At 72.9% G+C, this 18,886-nt stretch carries 1 protein-coding gene (cut by a window edge); it reads right to left on the bottom strand.

Features of this window, described 5'->3' with window-relative positions:
* Window positions 1-18,886: the 3' portion of a type I polyketide synthase gene (locus tag BMW88_RS14100; RefSeq protein WP_089951165.1), read on the bottom strand. The gene runs 10,925 nt beyond the window's last position; the window shows 18,886 of its 29,811 coding nt (coding positions 10,926-29,811); its start codon lies off the right edge, out of view; it ends in the stop codon at window positions 1-3.

Genomic DNA, 18,886 nt, shown 5'->3' on the forward strand with positions numbered 1-18,886 from the left:
CTACAGACCGAGCTCCTCGTCGAGCATCGCGAACAGCTCGTCGTCCGAGGCCGACTCGAAGTCCTTGATCTCGGTGGTCCTCGCGGAGGCCCACCTCGTGCGCAGGACGTCGAGCCTGCCCGCGATCTGCTGGTGCAGGGCGTCGTCGACGGACGCCTCGGAGAGCGCCTTCTCGAGCGCGTCGAGGTCGGCGAGCACACTCGGCAGCCCGGCTTCCGGCGCGTCGGCCAGCAGCTCGGTCTTGAGGTGTGCCACCAGGTCCGCCGGCGTCGGGTAGTCGAACACCAGCGTGGCGGGCAGCTTCAGGCCCGTCGCGGCGCCGAGGCGGTTGCGCAGCTCGACCGCGGTGAGCGAGTCGAAGCCGAGGTCCTGGAACTGCCGGTCCTCCTCGACGACCTCGTTCTCGCCGTGGCCGAGCACCTCGGCGACCTGGCCGCGGACGAGCTCGAGCAGCGCGTCGGTGCGGCCCTGGTCGGTGAGACCGGTCAGGCGGGCGATCAGCGAGTCGGCGGTCTCCTGGCCCGCCACGGCCTTCTTCGACCTCGTCCGCACGAGGCCGCGCAGCAGCGGTGCGACCTCGGCGTTGCGCAGGACGGCGAAGTCGAGCCTGACCGGCAGGGTCGCCGCCAGCCCGGTCCCGATCGCCTCGTCGAAGAGGGTGACGCCGAGCTCGCGGGTGATCGCCGGCATGCCGGAGCGCGCCATGCGTTCCGCGTCCCGCGCGCTGAGCATGCCGGTGTCCCAGGCGCCCCAGGCGAGGCTCGTGGCCTGCCCGCCGGTGGCCCTGCGGTGCGCGGCGAGCGCGTCGAGGAACGCGTTGCCCGCCGCGTAGCCCGCCTGGCCCGCGTTGCCGAAGGTGCCGGCGACGCTGCCGAACAGGACGAGGTTCGCCCGGGGTGCCAGCTCGTGCAGGTGCCAGGCGGCGTCGACCTTGGGCCGCAGCACCGGGGCCAGGCGGTCCGGCGTCAGCGACTCGATCACGCCGTCGTCGAGGACGCCGGCCGCGTGGACGATCGTCGCCGGGTCGTGGTCGGCCAGCAGCCGCGCGAGCGCCTCCCGGTCGGTGACGTCGCAGGCCACGACCGTCGCCCGCGGCAGCCCCTCGACGCTGCCCCCGCTGCGGCTGACCAGCACGATCTCCTCGACGCCGTGCGTGTCGGCGAGGTGCTGGGCGATGATCCGGCCGAGGCCGCCCGTGCCGCCGGTGATGAGCACCTTGCCGTGGTCGACCGTGCCCTCCTGCCTCGGCGCCCTGGCGAGGCGGCCGCCGAGGACCTCCCCGTCGCGGACGACGACCTGCGGCTCGCCGGCGTTGAGGGCCTGCCGCAGGACGGCGAGGCTGGCGGGCCGGTCGTCGACGTCCAGCAACCCGAAGCTGCCGGGGTGCTCGGACTGGGCGGCCCGCACCAGGCCCCAGACGGCCGCCGCCACGGGGTCCGGCGCCTCGCCGCGGGCCGCGACGGCGTTCCTGGTGACGAACCAGAGCCGCCCCCGCCGCTCGCCGCGGGTCCACTCCTGGACGTCGGCCAGCGCCCGCGCCACGGCGGCGTGGGTGGAGGCGACGACGTCGCCGGTGGGGGCCGCGACCTCGGTCAGGACGACCTCGGCGTCCTCGCCGAGGACGAGGTGGCCGGCCAGCCCGAAGTGGTCGGGGCCCGTGATCGCCACCGGCTCCGCGATCGGAGCGTCGGCGGTGATCGGCGTCCAGCCGAGCGTGAACAGGGCGTCGCGGGTGGTGTTCTGCTCGAGCTGCCCGGTGCTGACCGGGCGGACCACCAGCGACTCGACCTCGGCGACGGGGTTGCCCTGCGGGTCGGCGATGACGATGTGCAGCGCCCCGTTGCCGGCGCGGCTCGTCCTGACCCGGACCGCGGTCGCGCCGGTGGCGTGGACCCGCACGCCCTCCCAGCTGAACGGCAGCCCCGCCGCCCCGTCGCCCTCCTGCAGCAGGGCGGTGTGCAGGGCGGCGTCGAGCAGGGCCGGGTGGATGCCGAACGCCGACGGTTCGACGCCCTCGGGCAGCGCGACCTCGGCGTAGACGGTGCCACCGTCCTGCCAGGCGCTCTTGAGGCCCTGGAACGTCTCGCCGTAGGCGAACCCGATCTCCGCGAACCTGTCGTAGACGCCGTCGAGCGCGATCGGCTCCCCGACCGGCCACTGCGCGAGCCGGGTCCCGGTGTTCCCGCCGGCGGTGAGCACACCGCTCGCGTTCTCGGTCCACGGCAGGTCGGTGTCCTCCGGCCTGCTGTAGATCGTGACGGCGCGCTTGCCGTTCTCCTCGGCGCCGGCCGCGACCTGGATCTGGACGCCACCCTGCTCGGGCAGGGTGAGCGGGGCCGCGATGGTGAGCTCCTCCAGCGCGTCGAGCCCGAGCTCCTCACCGGCCCTGAGCGCGACCTCGACGAGCGCCGCGCCGGGCACGAGCGCCCGTCCCATGATCACGTGGTCGGCGAGCCAGGAGTGCGTGCGCAGCGCGATCCGGCTGGTGAACAGGTAGCCGTCCTGCCCGGCGAGCTGCACCGCCGCGCCGAGCAGCGGGTGGGCGACGCTGCCGAGGCCAGCCGCCTTGACGTCGCTCGCGCTCTCGACGACCTTCGGCCAGTACGACTGCCTGCGGAACGCGTAGGTGGGCAGGTCGACCTTCCTGGCCCCCCGCAGCAGCGGGGTCCAGTCGACCGCGACGCCTTCGGTGTGCAGCTGCCCGAGCGCGGTGAGGAACTGCCTGACCTCGCTGCTGCCCCGCCTGCTGACCGGGACCGCGCCGTCGACGAGCGGCGTGAGCGCCGCGTCGGGCCCGATCTCCAGGAAGGCGCAGTCGCCGAGCGCCGTCACGTTGTCGTGGAACCGCACCGCGTCCCGGACGTGCTGGACCCAGTACTCGGCGCCGGCCGGGTCACCGGCGGTCCGCAGCGGGATGCGCGGCTGGTGGAAGGTGATCTCCGCGAGCGCCTCCCGGAAGTCGGGCATCATCGGCTCCATCAGCGGCGAGTGGAACGCGTGGCTCACCTTGAGCTGCTTGCACTGCCACTGCTTGGCGATCTTGAGGACCTCGTCCTCCTCACCGGCGAGCACCACCGTCCGCGGCCCGTTGATCGCCGCGATCGACACGTTGCCCGTGAGGTACGGCGTCACCTCCTCCTCGGAGGCGATCACGGACACCATCGCGCCGCCCGGCGGCAGGGCCTGCATGAGCGCGGACCGGGCCGTGATGAGCAGGCACGCGTCCTCCAGGGACAGGACGCCGGCGACGTGCGCCGCCGCGACCTCACCGATCGAGTGCCCCGCCACGTGGTCCGGCTTGACGCCGAACGACTCGACCAGCCGGTACAGCGCGGTCTGGACCGCGAAGAGCGCCGGCTGCGCGAACCCGGTCTGGTTCAGCGCCTCCTGGTCGTCGCCCCACATGACCTCCCGCAGCGCCGGGTCGAGGTGCTGGAGCACGTCGTCGAGCGCCTCGGCGAACACCGGGTAGGTCTCGTACAGCTCCCGGCCCATGCCGACGCGCTGCGAGCCCTGGCCGCTGAACAGGAACGCGACGGGACGCCTCCGCACCGAGCCCCGCGCGATCACCTCGCCGTCGAGGACGACGGCCCGGTGGTCGAACAACGTCCTGGTCGTCAGCAACGAGTACGCGATGTCCGCGGCGGACCCGCGGGCCTGCCCGATCCGCTCGACCTGGCCGTCGAGCGCCGCCTCGGACCTGGCCGACACCACCCACGGAATCGATCCCGTCTGGGGGCCCCGGGGGGAGACCGAGGTCCCCACTCCAATCCTCTCACCGAGGACCGGCGGTGCCGCTCCGGCAAGATCGGTAACGGCCGGGTTGTCCACAGGCGCCGAGTTGTCCACAGATTCCGTCACGACGTCCTGACCAGCGATTTCACCGGGTACGCTGGAAATCGGGGGGATCCCCGGCCCCTGCTCCAAGATCACGTGGGCGTTGGTGCCGCTGATGCCGAACGACGACACCGCCGCGCGGCGCGGCCGCGCCACCGAGGGCCACTCGGTGTTCTCCTGGAGCAGCTCGACCGCACCCTCGGTCCAGTCCACGTGCGACGACGGCGTCGACGCGTGCAGCGTCCGCGGCAGCACCCCGTGCCGCATCGCCTGCACCATCTTGATGATGCCCGCGACACCGGCGGCGGCCTGCGTGTGACCGATGTTCGACTTGATGCCACCGAGCAGCAGCGGCGTGGACCGGTCCTGCCCGTAGGTCGCCATCAGGGCCTGAGCCTCGATGGGGTCGCCGAGGGAAGTGCCGGTGCCGTGTGCCTCCACGGCGTCGACATCGGCGGTGGTCAACCCGGCAGACGCCAGGGCCTGACGGATGACCCTCTGCTGCGACGGACCGTTGGGAGCCGTCAAGCCGTTGGACGCGCCGTCCTGGTTGATCGCTGATCCACGCACGACCGCCAGGATCGTGTGGCCGTTGCGCACTGCGTCGGACTGACGTTCCAGCACGAGCAGACCGACGCCCTCGGACCAACCGACACCATCGGCCGTGTCGGAGAACGCCTTGCAGCGTCCGTCCTCCGAGAGACCTCGCTGACGCGAGAACCCGACGAACGAACCCGGAGTGGACATCACGGTCACACCGCCGGCCAGCGCCAGTGAGCACTCACCGGCCCGGAGCGCCTGCATCGCCCAGTGCAGAGCGACGAGAGAGGACGAGCACGCCGTGTCGACCGAGACGGACGGGCCTTCGAGTCCCAGCGCGTAGGACACGCGTCCGGAGATCACCGAAGGCGACGCACCGGTCGAACCGAAGCCCTCGGTGTCCGCACCGCCGATGAGCTGCGTGTAGTCGTTGTACATGACACCGGCGAACACACCGGTCGAGCTGCCCCGCAGCGACGCCGGCGCGATGCCGGCCCGCTCCAGCGCCTCCCACGCGGTCTCCAGCATGAGCCGCTGCTGGGCGTCCGTCGCGACGGCCTCCCGCGGCGACATCCCGAAGAACTCCGGGTCGAACTGGTCGGCGTCGTGCAGGAAGCCGCCCGCCCGCACGTAGGAGGTGCCGGGGTGGTCGGGGTCGGGGTGGAACAGCGTGTCGAGGTCCCAGCCGCGGTTGGTCGGGAACGGCGTGATCGCGTCGACGCCGTCGACCACGAGCTGCCACAGGTCCTCCGGCGACGAGACACCGCCGGGGTAGCGGCAGGCCATGCCGACGATGACGATCGGGTCGTCCGTGGTGGACACCAGCGCGGGCAGGTCGGAGACGTCGGACACCGCGCCCAGCAGCTCGTCCTTGAGGTAGGCGGCGAGCTGGGCCGACGACGGGTAGTCGAACACCGCGGTCGCGGGCAGCTTGAGCCCGGTGACTGCCGTGAGCCGGTTGCGCAGCTCGACCGCGGTCAGCGAGTCGAAGCCGAGCTCCTGGAACGCCCGCGCCGGATCGACCGCCGCGATCGTGTCGTGGCCGAGGACGGCCGCGACCTCGGCGCGGACCAGGTCCACCACCGCGTCCAGGCGGCCCTTCTCGTCCAGGGAGGACAGTCGCCGCACCAGCCCGGACGCCGTCTCCGCGCCGGCGACCTTGCGGCGCGCCTTGACCCGGATCAGCCCGCGCAGCAGCGGTGTGACGTCGCCGAGCTGCTTGAGCGCGCCCAGGTCGAGCCGCACCGGCACCACCGCCGGCTCCGGTCCGGCGACCGCGGCGTCGAACAACCGCAGCCCCAGCTCGGCCGAGATGGCCGGCATTCCGGAGCGCCGCATCCGTTCCGCGTCCTCGGCCGGCAGCATGCCGGTGTCCCAGGCGCCCCACGCGAGCGACACACCGGGCAGCCCGGCGCGCCGCCGGTGCGCGGCCAGCGCGTCGAGGAACGCGTTGCCGGCGGCGTAGTTGGCCTGCCCGGCGTTGCCGAACACCCCCGCGGCCGACGAGAACACGACGAACTGCGTCGCCCCGGTCGCGAGCTCGTGGAGGTGCAGCGCGGCGTCGACCTTGGCGCGCAGCACGGTGTCGAGGCGGTCCGGCGTGAGCGACTCGACCACGCCGTCGTCGAGCACGCCCGCCGCGTGCACGACACCCCGGACCTCGTGCTGTGCCAGCAGGTCCCGCACCGCGTCCCGGTCGGCGACGTCGCAGGCGACGACGGAGACGCGGGCGCCCAGCTCCTCCAGCTCGCTCACGTCACCGGTGCCGCTGCGGCTGACCAGCACCAGCTCGGTGACGCCGTGCGCCTGCACCAGGTGCCGGGCCACGATCCGGCCGAGCCCGCCGGTGCCGCCGGTGATGAGCACCGGGCTCTCCCAGGTGGTCCCGGTACCGCCCTGCGCACGGCCCAGGCGGGCCGCCCGCGCTTCACCGCCGCGGATCACGAGCTGGGGCTCGTCGAGGTCCAGCACGCCGGGCAGCGCCGCGAGCGACGGCTCCTCGCCGTCGAGGTCGATCAGCCCGAACCGGCCGGGGTGCTCGGTCTGCGCGGTCCGCACCAGGCCCCACACCGCCGCACCGGCCAGGTCGTCGCCCTCGGCCGCGCCGCGCGTGACGAAGACGAGGCGCCCGTCGTGGTCCTCGCGGATCCACTGCTGCACCAGGTCCAGCGCCCGGTGCGTGGCCGCGTGGACCGACTCGGCGATCCCCTCCCCCGCGATCGGCACGAGCACGACGTCCGCGCCGGCCGACGACAGGCTCTCGGCCTGGTCCACCGGCAGCCCGAGGACGTCCGGCCCGAGCACGCGGACCGTCGCGTCCCTCTGGCCGGGCACCGCGACCGGCGTCCACCGCACGGAGAACAGCGCGTCCTGCTCGGCCGGTTGCTCCGCGGCGACCGGCCGCATCACCAGCGACTCGACCGACGCCACCGGGTTGCCGGCGGGATCGGCGAGCGCGATGCGCAAACCGTTGTCGTGGCGCGTCATCTTGACCCGCAACGCCGTCGCGCCCGTCGCGTGCAGCGACACGTTCTCCCACGCGAACGGCAGTCCGGCCGTCCCGTTCCCGTCGAGCAGCGAGGCGTGCAGCGCGGCGTCGAGCAGGGCCGGGTGCAGCCCGAACGGCTTGACGTTGGCGTCGTCGGGGAGTGCGACCTCGGCGTAGGTGGTGTCGCCGTCGCGCCACGCCGCCCGCAGGCCGCGGAACGCGCCGCCGTAGGCGAAGCCGGCCTCGGCGAACTTCTCGTAGCAGTCCTCGACGTCGACGGCTTCGGCCTTCGGCGGCCACACGGATGCGTCGAACCCGGCAGCGTCGAACCCGGCACGCCGTTCGCCCTGGGCCAGCACACCGCTGACGACCTGCGTCCACGGCGCGTCGGTCACCTCGTCGGGCCGTGCGTGGATCGTGAACGTCCTGCGGTCGTCGCCCGCGGAGACCTTCATCTGCAGTGCGAGTCCGCCGTGGTCGGGCAGGACCACGGGCGCCGAGAGCGTCAGCTCTTCGAGCCGGTCCAGGCCGACCTCGTCGCCCGCCCGCATCGCGAGCTCGACGAGCGCGGCGCCCGGCACCATCACGCGGCCCATGATCGTGTGGTCGCCGATCCACGGGTGCGTGCGCAGCGCCAGCCTGCTGGTGAACAGGAACCCCTCCCCGTCGGCGAGTTCCGCCGACGCGATGAGCAGCGGGTGCCCGAGCGCGACCATGCCGATGCCGGACGCGTCGTCCCCGCCGATCCGCACCGCCGGCCAGTACCGCTGGTGGGCGAACGCGTAGGTCGGCAGGTCGATCTTCTTGCCGCCGGCGTGGAAGCCGCTCCAATCGACCTTCACGCCGTCGACGTGCAGCCTCGCCAGTGCCGTCAACGCGGCGACGCGCTCCTCCCCGTCCTTGCGCAGCACGGGGATGGCGTCCTCGACGAGCGCGGACAGCACGCCGTCGGGCCCGACCTCCAGGAACGTGGTCGCGCCGTTGTCGCGCAGCTTCCGGACGTTGTCGCTGAACCGCACCGCGTCGCGGACGTGGTTCACCCAGTACTCGGCGGTGGTGACGTCGCCGCTCGCCACGACCGGGATGCCCGGCCGGTGGAAGGTGATCTCCGCGAGCGACTCGCGGAAGTCGTCCAGCATCGGCTCCATGAGCGGCGAGTGGAACGCGTGGCTGACCTTGAGCCGCTTGTTCTTCCAGCGGCCGGCGATCTGGAGCACCTGCGCCTCGTCGCCCGCGATCACCACGGACTTCGGCCCGTTGACCGCCGCGATCGACACGGTCGCCGTCAGGTGCGGCGTCACCTCTTCCTCGGATGCCTGGACGGCCACCATCGCGCCGCCTTCCGGCAGCGCCTGCATGAGCGCCGACCGCGCCGTGACGAGCAGGCACGCGTCCTCGAGGGAGAGGACGCCGGCGACGTGCGCCGCCGCGATCTCGCCGATCGAGTGCCCGGCCACCTGGTCGGGCCGCACGCCCCACGACTCGAGCAGCCGGTAGAGCGCCGTCTCGACCGCGAACAGCGCGGGCTGGGTGTAGCCGGTCTGGTCGAGCACCTCCTGGTCGTCGCCCCACATGACCTCGCGGACGGCCGGGTCGAGGTGCACCAGCACCGCGTCCAGCGCCTCGGCGAACACCGGGAACGCCTCGTACAGCCCGCGGCCCATGCCGAGCCGCTGCGAGCCCTGGCCGCTGAACAGCACCGCGAGCGACCGCTGCGACTGCGCGGTTCCGCGCGCCAGCACCTCGTCCCCGAGCAGCACGGCCCGGTGGTCGAACTGCGCGCGCGTCGCCAGCAGCGAGTACGCGATGTCCTGCGGCGCACCCACCGCCGCCCGGACCCGCTCGATCTGGCCCGGCAGCGCCTCCGCCGTCTTGGCCGACACCACGAACGGCACCTCGGACGGCTCCTCCGATGCCACTCCGGACGGCTGCCCGGACGGCACAGCCGCCTGCGGAATCGATCCCGACTGACCGGCCCCCTGGAGGGAACCGCCCCCCATCCCCATCATCTCAGGCAGGTCTGACATTTCCGGCGCCGCCGGAACGTTCGCCGGGGCTTCCAGGATGACGTGCGCGTTCGTGCCGGAGAGGCCGAACGACGAGACACCGGCCCTGCGCGGCCGTGACACCGCGGGCCACGGCGTGGCCTCGGTGACCAGCTCGACGGCGCCCTCGGTCCAGTCGACGTGCGACGACGGTTCGGTGACGTGCAGGGTCGGCGGCACGACACCGTTCCTCATGGCCTGCACCATCTTGATGACGCCCGCGACGCCGGCGGCCGCCTGCGCGTGGCCGATGTTGGACTTGATGCCGCCCAGCAGCAGCGGCACGTCGCGGTCCTGGCCGTAGGTCGCGAGCAACGCCTGCGCCTCGATCGGGTCACCCAGCGTCGTACCGGTGCCGTGCGCCTCGACCGCGTCGACGTCCGAAGTGGACAGACCGGCGGAGGCCAGGGCCTGGCGGATGACCCGCTGCTGCGACGGGCCGTTGGGCGCGGTCAGGCCGTTGGACGCACCGTCCTGGTTGACCGCGGAGCCACGCATCACGGCCAGGATCGTGTGGCCGTTGCGCAGGGCGTCCGACTGGCGTTCCATCACCAGCAGGCCGACGCCCTCGGACCAGCCGACACCGTCGGCGGAGTCCGAGAACGCCTTGCAGCGCCCGTCCTCCGCCAGCCCGCGCTGCCGCGAGAAGCCGACGAACGCGCCCGGCGTCGACATCACCGTCACACCGCCGGCCAGCGCCAGCGAGCACTCACCGGCCCGCAGCGCCTGGGCCGCGAGGTGCATGGCGACCAGCGACGACGAGCACGCGGTGTCGATCGACACCGACGGTCCCTCGAACCCGAAGGTGTAGGAGACGCGCCCCGACACCACCGAGGGCGACGTGCCCGCGCCCTGGTGGCCTTCGGAGTCGGCCTCGAGGATCTGCGCGTAGTCCGAGTACATGACACCGGCGAACACACCGGTCCTGCTGCCGCGCAACGAGGTCGGGTCGATGCCCGCCCGTTCCAGCGCCTCCCAGGTCGTCTCCAGCAGGATGCGCTGCTGGCCGTCCGTGCCGAGCGCCTCGCGCGGCGACATCCCGAAGAACGCGGGGTCGAACAGGTCGGCGTCGTGCAGGAAGCCACCGGCGCGCGCGTAGGAGGTGCCCAGGTGGTCGGGGTCCGGGTGGAACAGCGAGTCGAGGTCCCAGCCGCGGTTGGTCGGGAACGGCGTGATCGCGTCCGTGCCCGAGACCACCAGGTCCCACAACGTCTCCGGCGACGTGACGCCACCGGGGAACCGGCAGGCCATGCCCACGATGACGATCGGGTCGTCCGAGGTGGACACCGGCGCGGGCAGCGCCTCGAGCACCTCGGCGGCCCCGAACAGCTCGGCGTGCAGGTGGTCGGCCAGCGCGATCGCCGTCGGGTAGTCGAAGACGAGCGTCGCCGGCAGGCGCAGGCCGGTCGCCTCGGTGAGCTGGTTGCGCAGCTCGACGGCGGTCAGCGAGTCGAACCCGAGGTCCTGGAACGCCCGCGTCGCGTCCACCGCGTCGATCGACGAGTGGCCGAGCACCGAGGACACCTGGGTGCGCACCAGGTCGACGAGTGCGGCGTGCCGGTCGGCGACGTCCATCGCGCCGAGCTTCTGCACGAGCCCGGAGGCCGTCGCGGAACCGGCGGCCGTGCGGCGCGCCTTGACCCGGATGAGCCCCCGCAGCAACGGCGCCACCGCGCCGCGGGCCCGCAGCGTCGCGAGGTCGAGCCGCACCGGAACGGTCAGCGCCGCCCCGCTCGCCACGGCCGCGTCGAACAGCTCCAGGCCCTGCGGCAGGGTGATCGGCGGCATGCCGGCGGCGGTCATCCGCGCGGCCTCGGCCTCGCTCAGCTCGCCGGTCATGCCGCTGACGCCGGCCCACACGCCCCACGCCATCGAGGTCGCGGGCAGGCCTTCCGCCCGGCGGCGTGCGGCGAGCGCGTCGAGGAACGCGTTGCCGGCCGCGTAGTTGGCCTGACCGGCGTTGCCGAACACACCGGCCGCCGACGAGAAGACGACGAACGCGGTCAGGTCACGGGTCAGCTCGTGCAGGTGCCAGGCGGCGTCGGCCTTGGGCTTGAGGACGGTCGCGACCCGGCCGGGCGTCATCGACTCGATCACGCCGTCGTCCAGCACGCCCGCCGCGTGCACGACACCGCGGACCTCGTGCTGTGCGAGGAGCTCCGCGACCGCGTCCCGGTCGGTGACGTCGCACGCGGCGACGGTGACCTGTGCTCCCAGCGCCTCCAGCTCGGACGTGTCGGCCTGGCCGCGCCGGCTGACGAGCAGCAGCTCGCGCACCCCGTGGTTCTCGACGAGGTGCCGTGCGATGACGGCGCCCAGCCCGCCGGTGCCGCCGGTGACGAGGACCTTGCCCTCCCAGCGGACCTCCTGCCCGCCCGCGAGGCGCGCCAGCCGCCCGGCCAGCACCTCGCCGTCGCGGACCACGAGCTGCGGCTCGTCGACGCCGAACGCCACCGAGACCATCGCGGCGGAGACGGTGTTGCCGCACAGGTCGATCAGCCCGAACCGGCCGGGGTGCTCGGACTGCGCCGACCGCACCAGGCCCCAGACCGCCGCGGCGCCCATGTCCTCGCCGGTGGTGGCGCCGCGCGTGACGAACGTGAGCTTGCCGTCCTTGCCACTGGCGAGCCACTCCTGGACGAGCCGCAGCACGCGGGCCGTGTTGTCGTGCGTGTCGGCGAGCACGTCGCCGGTACCCGTGACGGGCACCAGCACGAGTGCCGCGTCGGCGTCGGCGATCGAGCCGGCCACGGGGAACCCGAGGCCGAGCACGTCGGGGCCGATCACCGCGACCGACTCGGGCGCCGCGACGTCCTCCTGCGTGACCGGCACCCACTCGAGGCCGAACAGCTCGCTGCGCCCGGCCTCGCCGAGCTGGCCCGCGTCCACCGCCCGCACGACCACGGCCTCGACCGTGGCCACCGGTGCGCCCGTGACGTCCGCGAGGGCGATCGTCCTGCGCATGCCGCCCTCGTCGCGGGTCAGCTTGACGCGCAGCTCGCTCGCGCCGGTGGCGTGCAGCGTCACGCCCTCCCACGAGAACGGCAGGCCGGGGTCGAGCGTCTCGTCCAGCAGCGCCGCGTGCAGGGCCGAGTCGAGCAGCGCCGGGTGCAGCCCGTAGGCGGTGCCGTCGACGTCCTCGGGCAGCGCGATCTCGGCGTAGATCTCGCCGCCCGCCCGCCAGGCCGCCCTGAGGTTGCGGAACGCGTGCCCGTACGCGAAGCCCGCGGTCGCGAACTTCTCGTAGCACTCCTCGTGGTCCATCTCGACGGCCCCGGCGGGCGGCCAGACCGTCACGTCGAAGGCAGCCGCGCCGGGGTGACCACTGGTCGTGCCGCTCGCGAGGAAGCCGGTCGCGTGCTGCGTCCACGGCACGTCCGGCGCGTCCTCGGGCCGCGAGTGGATCGCGTACTGACGGCGGCCGTTGGTGTCCGGCCCGACCTTGAGCTGCACCTGGACGGCGCCGCGCTCGGGCAGGACCAGGGGCGCGGCGAGCGTGAGGTCGTCGACGCGGTCGAGCCCGACCTCGTCCGCGGCCCGCGTCGCGAGCTCGACCAGCACGGCCGCGGGCACCAGGTTCCTGCCCATGATCACGTGGTCGGCCAGCCACGGGTGCGTGCTCAGCGACACGCGGCTGGTGAAGACGACGCCCTCGCCCTCGGCCAGCTCCACCGCCGCGCCGAGCACCGGGTGCGCGACGCCGACGAGCCCGAGCCCGGACGCGTCCGAGGCCTTGCCCGCGCTCGCCGGCCAGTAGCGCTGCCGGTTGAACGGGTACGTGGGCAGCTCGACGCGCTTGCCGCCCGCGTAGAACGGCATCCAGTCGACGTTGACGCCGTCAACATGTACTTGACCGAGTGCAGTCACCATTGACTCAACGTCGGACTTGGTCCGCGTCAACGTCGGGATCATCCCGTCAACCATTGCCGTCAACTGCGCGTCCGGGCCGATCTCGACGAGCGTGGCGTCGCCCAGACGGGTGACGTTGTCGTGGAAGCGGACGGTGTCGCGGACGTGGCCGACCCAGTAATCGACCGTGGTGACGTCGCCGGAGGTCGACATCGGGATGACCGGCTCGTGGAAGGTGATCCCGCTGATCGCCTCGCGGAAGTCCTCCAGCATCGGCTCCATCAACAGCGAGTGGAACGCGTGGCTGACCTTGAGCCGCTTGTTCTTCCACCGCTCCGCGACCCGGAGGACCTCGTCCTCAACACCCGCGATCACCACCGAACGAGGCCCGTTGACCGCAGCGATCGACACGCCATCAGTCAGGTACTCACGCACCTCTTCTTCGGACGCGATCACCGACACCATCGCCCCGCCGGCCGGCAACGCCTGCATGAGCGCCGCCCGCGCCGTGACGAGGAGACACGCGTCGTCGAGGCTCAGCACCCCGGCGACATGGGCGGCGGCGATCTCACCGATCGAGTGACCGGCGAGCTGCGCGGGCCTGACGCCGAACGACTCCAGCAACCGGTACAGCGCCACCTCCACCGCGAAGATCGCGGGCTGCGCGTAGCCGGTCTGGTTCAGCGCCTCCTGGTCCTCACCCCACATCACGTCCCGCAACGCCGGGTCGAGGTTGACCAGCGCGGCGTCGAGGGCCTCGGCGAACACCGGGAACGCCTCGTACAGCTCCCGCGCCATCCCGGCGCGCTGAGAGCCCTGCCCGGAGAACACGACAGCGAGCGGCCGGTTCCGCGCCACGCCACTGGCGAGCTCGGCGCCGTTCCACAGCACCGCCCGGTGGTCGAACAGCGCGCGCGTGGTCGCCAACGAGAAGCCGACGTCCACAGTGGACGCACCGCCGTCGACCAGCGCGGTGACCCGCTCGACCTGAGCCCGCAGCGACGCCGCGGACTTCGCCGACACCACCAGCGGCACACCATCGGCCTGGATCGATCCCGGTTGACCGGCCCCCTGGGGGTTTTCGGCCCCCATCTCAATGATCTCAGGCAGGTCCGACAGTTCCCGGCCGCCCATTACACCGTCGGGGGCCTCCAGGATCACGTGCGCGTTGGTGCCGGAGACGCCGAACGAGGAGACGGCGGCGCGGCGGACGCGGTCGACGGCGGGCCAGGAGGTGTTGGCGGTGAGCAGCCGGACGGCGCCCGCTTCCCAGTCCACGTGGGACGACGGCGCGTCGACGTGGAGGGTCTGCGGCGCGAGGCCGTGGCGCAGCGCCTGCACCATCTTGATCACGCCCGCGACGCCCGCGGCGGCCTGCGTGTGGCCGATGTTCGACTTGATCGAACCGAGCAGCAGCGGTTCGGAGCGGTCCTGGCCGTAGGTCGCCAGCAGGGCCTGCGCCTCGATCGGGTCACCCAGCGTCGTGCCCGTGCCGTGGGCCTCGACGACGTCGACGTCCGAAGCGGACAGACCGGCGGAGGCCAGGGCCTGCCGGATGACTCGTTGCTGCGACGGGCCGTTGGGCGCAGTCAGACCGTTGGACGCGCCGTCCTGGTTGACCGCGGAACCGCGCACGACGGCGAGGATGTTGTGGCCGTTGCGAACCGCGTCGGACAGACGCTCCAGCACGACGACACCGACACCCTCGGACCAGCCGACGCCGTCGGCGGAGTCGGAGAACGCCTTGCACCGCCCGTCCGGGGAGAGCCCGCGCTGCCGCGAGAATCCGATGAACGCGCCGGGCGAGGCCAGCACGGTCACACCACCGGCCAGCGCCAGCGAGCACTCACCGGCCCGGAGAGCCTGCATCGCCCAGTGCATCGCGACCAACGACGACGAGCACGCCGTGTCGAGAGTGACCGCGGGTCCCTCGAAGCCGAACGTGTACGACACACGGCCGGAGACGACGGACGGCGAACCGCCGGTCGTCTGGTAGCCCTCGGAGTCGCCTTCGAGAAGCAGCGAGTAGTCGTTGTACATGACGCCGGCGAACACGCCGGTCGGGCTGCCCTTCAGCGCCACGGGATCGATGCCCGCGCGTTCCAGCGCCTCCCAGGACGTCTCCAGCAGCAGCCTCTGCTGCGCGTCGGTCGACACGGCCTCGCGCGGCGACATGCCGAAGAACTCGGGGTCGAACTGGTCGGCGTCGTGCAGGAAGCCACCGGACTTCGTGTAGGAGGTGCCGACGTGGTCGGGGTCCGGGTGGTAGAGCGAGTCGAGGTCCCAGCCGCGGTTGGCCGGGAACTCGGTGATGGCGTCGCGGCCGCCGACCACGAGGTCCCACAGCTCGTCCGGGCTCGCGACCCCGCCGGGGTAGCGGCAGGCCATGCCGACGATGACGATCGGGTCGTCCGACGTGGACGTCAGGGCGGGGAGCTGCGCGACGACGTCCGCCGCGCCGAACAGCTCGTCGTGCAGGAAGCCGGCGAGCACCGCGGCGGTCGGGTAGTCGAAGATCAGCGTGCTCGGCAGCCGCAGGCCGGTGACTCCGGTGAGGCGGTTGCGCAGGTCGACCGCGGTGAGCGAGTCGAAGCCGAGGTCCTGGAACGCCTTGGCCGGGTCGACCGCGGCGGTGCCGTCGTGGCCGAGCACGGCGGCGACCTCGGTGCGGACCAGGTCGAGCAGCGCGGTGAGCCGCGCTTCCGGAGCCATCGCGGTGAGCCGCTGGAGCAGACCGGAGTCGGCCTGCGCCGCGGCCCGCCTGGCCTTCACCCGGACCAGGCCGCGCAGCAGCGGGCGGACCTCGCCGTTGTCGCGCAGCGTCGCGAGGTCGAGCCGCAACGGCAGCAGCACCGCGTCCTCACCGGCGATCGCCGCGTCGAACAGCGCGAGGCCCTGCTCCACCGGCAGCGGCGGGGTGCCGCCGCGCGCCATGCGTTCGGCGTCGGCCTCCGACAGCATGCCGGTCTGGTCCCAGGCGCCCCACGCCAGCGAGACGGCCGGGAGCCCGGCGGCCCTGCGGTGTCCGGCGAGCGCGTCGAGGAAGGCGTTGCCCGCCGCGTAGTTGGCCTGTCCCGCCGCGCCGAACGTGCCGGCGGCGCTGGAGAAGAGGACGAAGTTGTCGAGGTCGCCGGCCAGCTCGTGGAGGTTCCAGGCGGCGTCGACCTTGGGCCGCAGCACCGCCGACAGGCGCTCGGGCGTGAGCGACTCGACCACGCCGTCGTCCAGCACACCGGCCGTGTGCACGACGCTGCGCACCTTGTGCTTCTTCAGCACCCTCCGCAGCGCCTTGCGGTCGGCGACGTCGCACTTGACGACGGTGACCTTGGCGTCCAGGTCGGGCAGCTCGCCCTTGCCGGACCGGCTGACCAGCACGAGCTCCTCGACGCCGTACCGCTGCACGAGGTGCCGGGCGATCACGCGCCCGAGCCCGCCGGTGCCGCCGGTGATCAGCACCGGCCCGGTGAACCCGGCCGGTTCCGCCGCCTCGGCCCGCGCGAGCCGCGCCGCGAACACCTGGCCGCCGCGCACCCGCAGCTGCGGCTCGTCGATCGCGAGGACCTGCTCGGAGACCTCGCCGTCGGTGTCGACCAGCGTGAACCGGCCGGGGTGCTCGTTCTGCGCGGCGCGGACGAGTCCGTGGACGGCGCTGGCGGCCAGGTCGTCCTGCCGCGTCAGGAACACGAGCCGTTCCGCGCGGTCCTCGGCGATCCAGCGCTGCACCAGTTCCAGCGCGCGGGCGGCGAGGGCGTGCGTCTGCTCGACGACTTCCCCGTCGCTGACGAGCTCCTCCACGACCACGGCCGCGGGACCCGCGTCGGGCAACGACACCGGCACCCAGTCGAGCCGGAACAGCGAGTCGCGGTCGACGGCGCTGACCTGCTGCGCGGACACCGCGCGCGTCACCAGCGACCTGATCGTGGCGACCGGCGCGCCCGTGGTGTCGGCGACCGCGATCACCCACGCGTCGCCGTCGCGGCGCAGCCGGACCCGGAGTGCCGTCGCGCCGGTGGCGTGCAGCGACACGCCCTCCCACGAGAACGGCAGCCCCGCCTGCGCACCGGCGAAGAACCCGCCGGCGTGCAGGGTGGCGTCGAGCAGCGCCGGGTGCAGCCCGAACGCCGTCCCGTCCACGCCCTCGGGAAGCGCGACCTCGGCGAACACCTCGCTGTCGGTGCGCCAGACCGCCCGCAGCCCCTGGAACACCGGCCCGTACTCGAACCCGTTCTGGGCGAACCGCTCGTAGGCGCCCTCGACGTTGACGCTGTCGGCGTCCGGCGGCCACGTGGCCGCATCGAAATCGGCAGCGTCGAAGTCGCTCGTCGTGGCGCCGCTCGCGAGAACACCGGTCGCGTGCCGCGTCCACGGCGCGTCCGAGCCGTCGGGCCGCGAGAACACCTCGACCGCGCGGCGCCCGTTCTCCTCGGCGCCGACCGCGACCTGCACCCTGATCGCGCCCTGCTCCGGCAGCACGAGCGGCGCGGCCAGCGTCAGCTCGTCGACGCGGTCGAGGCCGACCTCGTCGCCCGCCCTGACCGCGAGCTCCAGGAACGCCGTGCCGGGCAGCAGCACCCGGCCGAACACCGCGTGGTCGGCGAGCCACGGGTGCGAAGCGAGCGACAGGCGGCTGGTGAACAGGTGCCCGTCCGCCCCGGCGACGTCGACCGCCGCCCCGAGCAGCGGGTGCTCCACCCGCGTGAGACCCAGCGCGCCGACGTCACCGGCCTTGCGCACCGCCTTCGGCCAGAACACCTGGTGGTCGAACGCGTAGGTGGGCAGATCGATCTTCCGGCCACCCGCGTACAGCGACGTCCAGTCAACATTGACGCCGTCAACATGTACTTGACCGAGTGCGGTCAACATTGACGTGACTTCATCGCGGTCACGCCTCAACACCGCCGTGGAGCCGTCCACCATCGCGCTCAACTGCGCGTCGGGGCCAACTTCGAGCAACGTGACGTCGCCCAGCCGCGTGACGTTGTCGTGGAAGCGGACCGCGTCGCGGACGTGGCCGACCCAGTAGTCGACCGTGGTGACGTCGCCGGACGTCGACATCGGGATGACCGGCTCGTGGAAGGTGATCCCGCTGATCGCCTCGCGGAAGTCCTCCAGCATCGGCTCCATCAACGGCGAGTGGAACGCGTGGCTGACCTTGAGCCGCTTGTTCTTCCACCGCTGCGCGACGGCGAGCACTTCTTCTTCGACACCCGCGATCACCACAGCACGCGGACCGTTGACCGCAGCGATCGACACGCCATCAGTCAGATGCGGCAGCACCTCGTCCTCGGACGCGATGACCGACACCATCGCCCCACCCGCAGGCAACGCCTGCATGAGCGCCGCACGAGCCGTGACCAGCAGGCACGCATCCTCAAGACTCAACACCCCAGCGACGTGCGCGGCGGCGATCTCCCCGATCGAATGACCAACCAGGTGCTCCGGCGTCACACCGAACGACTCCAGCAACCGGTACAGCGCCACCTCGACCGCGAAGATCGCGGGCTGCGCGAACCCGGTCCGGTTCAGCGCCTCCTGGTCCTCACCCCACATCACGTCCCTGAGCGCGGGGTCGAGGTTGACCAGCGCGGCGTCGAGGGCCTCGGCGAACACCGGGAACGCCTCGTACAGCTCCCGCGCCATCCCGGCGCGCTGCGAGCCCTGCCCGGAGAACAGCACCGCCAGCGGCTTCCCGCCCGCGACGCCCTCGGCGACCACCTCGCCGTCGAGCACGACCGCCCGGTGGTCGAACAGCGCGCGCGTGGTCGCCAGCGAGAAACCGACGTCCACAGCGGATGCACCGCCGTGGACCAGCGCGGTGACCCGCTCGACCTGAGCCCGCAGCGACGCCGCGGACTTCGCCGACACCACCAGCGGGACGGAGCCCGTCCGCGGAGCAGGTGCCTGCGGCGAGGACTGCGGCGGCGAGGACTGCGGGGCCTCGATGATCACGTGGGCGTTGGTGCCGGAGACGCCGAACGAGGAGATGCCGGCGCGGCGCGCACGGGTCACCTCGGGCCAGGCGCGGGACTCGGTCAGCACCTCGACGGCGCCGGACTCCCAGTCGACCCGCGTGGTGGGGGTGCCGACGTGCAGGGTCCGCGGCAGCACGCCGTGGTGCAGCGCCTGC

Source organism: Lentzea xinjiangensis (assembly GCF_900110955.1).
Taxonomy (GTDB): domain Bacteria; phylum Actinomycetota; class Actinomycetes; order Mycobacteriales; family Pseudonocardiaceae; genus Lentzea; species Lentzea xinjiangensis.